The organism is Paramesorhizobium endophyticum (genome assembly GCF_014640615.1).
GTDB lineage: Bacteria > Pseudomonadota > Alphaproteobacteria > Rhizobiales > Rhizobiaceae > Paramesorhizobium > Paramesorhizobium endophyticum.
In genome coordinates, this window is the sequence record NZ_BMHH01000057.1 from 1 (window position 1) to 4,466 (window position 4,466).

Annotated in this window: 2 protein-coding genes; both read left to right on the top strand. The window is 57.4% G+C overall.

Annotation, left to right across the window (positions count from 1 at the left end; translation table 11 throughout):
- Nucleotides 1-301 precede the first annotated feature (301 nt).
- Complete coding sequence (locus IEX53_RS23440) at nucleotides 302-937, top strand: hypothetical protein (RefSeq protein ID WP_188826578.1); 636 nt, start codon at nucleotides 302-304, stop codon at nucleotides 935-937.
- 462 nt (nucleotides 938-1,399) lie between these two features.
- On the top strand, nucleotides 1,400-4,466 hold a 3,067-nt coding region (locus IEX53_RS23445), incomplete at its 3' end, for a hypothetical protein (RefSeq protein WP_188826579.1).

A 4,466-nucleotide genomic window follows, 5' to 3' on the forward strand; every position in this document is an offset into this window, starting at 1 on the left:
TCAATACCGTCGTTTGACGGGAGCAAACCAGCACGCCGGGGGCACAAATGCTCCCGGCGGGCAAAACGGGAAAATACTTAATTGCCCAAGAGTAATGACCGATGCACTTTTTTAAAGGAATTGCAGAGGCACGCGGGAAGACCTTGGCGAACGTAAAACGGCGGCAGCCGTCAACGGAATGCTTGTCATCACCTCGCAAATCGAGTGGACAGAATTCCGACCGTGACCCGATTACAATCACCGCAGAATACACCGGCACGGGCGACGCTCGGCATCTTTTTTCGAATAATGAGGTTTCGCCATGAAGAAATCGATTGAACCCCAAAGCAAGATTGTCCCCAACGGGCAACTCGTCATTAAGTCGCCAACCAAATGGGAACGTTTCCCCCAGGGGAGCCCAATTACGATCACGGCAGAATATACGGGCACGGACGGTGCCGTCAAAACCGTGGTGTGGGAGAATGAGACTGGTGCCGGCAATGCTCCATCAAGCGAGGCATATGTGTTCAACCCGCCGCGCTCCATCCTTAAAGACGGCAAATTTACAACCGATTTTACCTATTATACTATCTGGGGCAGCGACATCGTCAGAATTTGGTGCCGACCCGAAGATTCGTCTGTGGCTCTTGAACCGGCATGGGTCGGGATGTTCATTGACAATTCTGTGGAGCCCCTCACTGGTTACATTGTAACGCTTGATTCATGGGACGGCGATCCCGTGACGCTTGGAAGCGAATTTCATTACTTCCGCGCGCGATACGTCGATTGCAGCACGTTGAAAAACCCTCCGGCCCCATGGGATGGAACCGTCACCTGGTCCGTCAGCCTTGATCCCTCAACTCCTGCCGGAACCATGGTGCGCTTCCTGACCTCCGATCCAGCATTCACAACTTATGCATGCGGATTTTTCTTGACGGGACACGCGATTTATATTTAGATGATCATTGAATAGATGTAATGAATTTGAGTAGCCGGAAGCAGCGTTTTGCAAGCCCGGCGGCCATCTCTGCTGGTTGATGATTGCATATAGTTTAGAGGGTTTAGAGCAAATGATTGATGACCTGACGGGTCGCTTCCACCGCTAACCAGCCTTTCGTTCGGGCATAGCCTCGAACCGCCCATTCCCGGTCCAGCCTGGCTGGTTCGGACAAAGACGGATCATTCTAACTGCCGAGTACGGTCGATAGAAGATGTGAACAGACTGGAGCATGAGGCAGCCCAATCCGAGGGCCGGCCTGCCTGAAGTTCAAAATATGCGGCGCTGACCAGTGGATCAGCTCTGCGGAGAGCCCCACACAAGCCTGTAAAACAGGCCAGCATTAATAAGCATTAATTGATGGATGGATTACTCGGCTGAATAGGATTCATCCCAGCGTCCGGATTTTAAAGGAAACGGCATATGACAAAAGATACTGATAAAATTCTTCAAGGGCATTCCTCCGAGGAGACTGCCGGCAACAGCGCCTCTGAATTTCTTGCCTGGCGCAGCGCCAAGCTGGAAGTCCTGCCACGTAGACAGGCTGGTCAAAAAGCTCAATCGAGCGTCATTCAGTTCGAGCCCGTCACCGGGCCTCTCAACCTCTACGACACCTACACACTCAACATATCCTGTGATGATGCGGCATGGTACGATATTTATTTCGACGTCGGGCCGGAATCTCCTCCACCGGCCGAGGGAAAACCGGGCCATACATTCAGGTTCCATGACGGCGCGCCCCAGTGGGATTTGGGAGCTTATACCTACCTCGTAAATGGCAAAGGGTCGATAAAAATTACCGCGGTAGGGCCAAACAGGGATACCAAGGTAACGGTTTATGCATATGCGCCCTTCGACGGTAATCCCAAAGGAAGCATCGACCTGGAATTCCTTGCCGTGGAAAAGCCGCCAAAGAGCACACTCGGCCTTATGTCCCTCTATGGCGTGCCATTGATATACATCCCTACGGCGACGCCATTGCTCCAGGCAACCTGGGCGGATAGTGAGGGCAACCCGCTTGTAGGGGAAATAGAGTGGGAATCAATGGATACCTATGGGAAGGCTACCCTGCTGAGCCCCACAACGAAAACCGCTGGCGATGGAACCACGGTAAACGGCGCGACGCCTGTTTATCAGGTAACCGTCTTTGATTTACGTGCTACCGCGCCGGACGGCGCACAAGATCGAATATTAGTTATGGCTGCCGATCCGTGGGGCCCGAATCCGAGCGTACACATCGCCTGGGATGAGACGCTGCAGCAACTGACAGCCACCTATTCCGGTGACGGCACGGAGATGCTGTGGGCTGCATATCCGGCCGATCAGGTAGCGTTCGCTCACCGGACGACGCAGATCGTAAGCGGTTCCACTCAGAACACGATCACTTTCACGGGCGACACAGAAGTCACCGCCTATATTTCTGCCACCACTTCCAATCCTGATTGGGGCGAGCGCGACTATGGTTTTTTGCGGATTAAGCTGACACCATCAGAAACCTGCAAGATCACCGTCACTGCCAACCCCGACCCCATCCCGCTCTACACATCCGACCAGCTGACGGCGACGGTGACGGGCACCGATTGCGGCGTCTCCGAGATCTACTGGTCCGCAGGCGCTCTGCCCGACGGTTACACCGTCAGCTTCAGTTCGAATTCATCGCAGGTTTCCGGCAACCCGCCCACCGCCACCACCAGCATCACCGTCACCGGGCCGAACAGCGGGACGCTGCCCTCTGTCACCGTCTATGCACGGCCCGACAACAGCGCTGTGCCCACCGGTAGCCAGACTTTCCCGCTCACCGCCGGAAGCGTCCAGCCCCCCGTCAATGTGCTCGTCGTCAGGTCGCTTGACGGTACCCCGCTGACGGAGAACGAACCGCATTTGCTGCAGGCGACCTATCAGAAGACCGACGGCAGCCAAAAGCTGGGCGGTAAACAGATCGACTGGTCGCTCGAAAGCGGCACCACCGCCGGCATCACGCTCCAGCCGACACCGACCACCACGCTTGACGACGGCACCACGCTTACCTCCATCGAATATGATACGAGCTCAGGCTCGGGCGTCGCCTATGTCAAGGCGAGTTCCGGGTCGGATGTAGGCCGACTCAAGGTCGAGTTCACCAGCAAGGCAGATCCGATCCCCGGCCTCGGCCAGATGACGCTCAGCGGTCCCAGCGGTACCTTGCCGCAAAATGTCAAGCAGTGGCTGACTTGTACCTATGTCGACAGTTCCGGCAAGTATATGAACGACGACACCCCGGTTATCTGGTATGGGATGCCTGCCGACCGCCTCACTTTCAGCGACGGCCAGAATGCCCATACCGGCGATCTCCCCAATGTCTCGCGCATCAAGGATGGCAAGACCGGGATCAACGTCACCGCCTCGACCGGGCCAGCCATCGATCAGGCAGTGATCGCCACGACAGGCAATTTCATCGCCGCAGCCGGCGCATACGACCATTCCGACCCCGACCTCGTGTTGAGCTTCACCGGCCAGGTATCCGATGAGCTTGTCGTAAAGCCTGACGCCCAGCCGCCCTATTCTCTCTACACGCCAACCAAGATCGATGCGACCTATGGCGGCACCGACAAGACCTTCAGCGAGGTCTCATGGTCGGTCGACGAGAGCAAATATCCCGGCTACAGCTTCGATTTCGATCCCAACCCCTCACCCGTCACCGGCAGCGCCGGCAATCTGGCCACCTTCACCAACCTCACCGTGATCGGCCCCAACCAGCCCCTCAACAGTGTCGTGATCTACGCCGCCTCCGTCGATCCCGACCCGGCCAATTACATCTCCGGCGCTTCCAAGCCGATCTCCTTCCAGCAAAGCTCCCAGCAGGGCACCATCCTCACCATCTCCTCGCCAGACGGCTATGTCCTCTCCGAGGCAACAACACATGTCCTCGAGGCCACCTATACCAACCTCGACGGAACACCCGTCACCGGCACCGCCTGGGACGGCACCATCACATGGTCCGTCGATTCCATCGATCCTTCCGCCGCCGCCGTCAAACTGCTCGACCCGGATCCCACCACGGCAAATGCCGAAGGCCTCGCCACTAATGCCGTCACCGCCGCCTACGGCCCCGACAAGGTCACCGCCACCGTCAAGGCCCACGCCGGCAACATGCCTGACACCGACGCCAACAATGCAAGCGTCACGCTCACCTTCGCCCGCGAGATCGAGCCCGTGTCCGGCCAGGGCCACATGACCATCATTCCCAAGGACGGCTATGTCCTCACTCGCGGCGTGCCCCATGATCTGACCGTCTATTACACCGATGCCAACGGCGATCCGGTCAAGGACAATACTGTCGTGACCTGGACCGGCTTCCCCGAACAATGGCTCACCTTCACCGGCCCCACCGGCGGCAATACTTCCACGACCACCAACGGCCAGGCGACCATGACGGTCACCGCCTCCATCGATGCCCCCATCGGAACCGCCGTGATCACAACCTCGGCCTTCAACGCCACCACCCGCAGTT

Bases quoted from the DNA above. Each gene is read 5' to 3' on its own strand.
- IEX53_RS23440 (WP_188826578.1), top strand. From the start codon at position 302: ATGAAGAAATCGATTGAACCCCAAAGCAAGATTGTCCCCAACGGGCAA.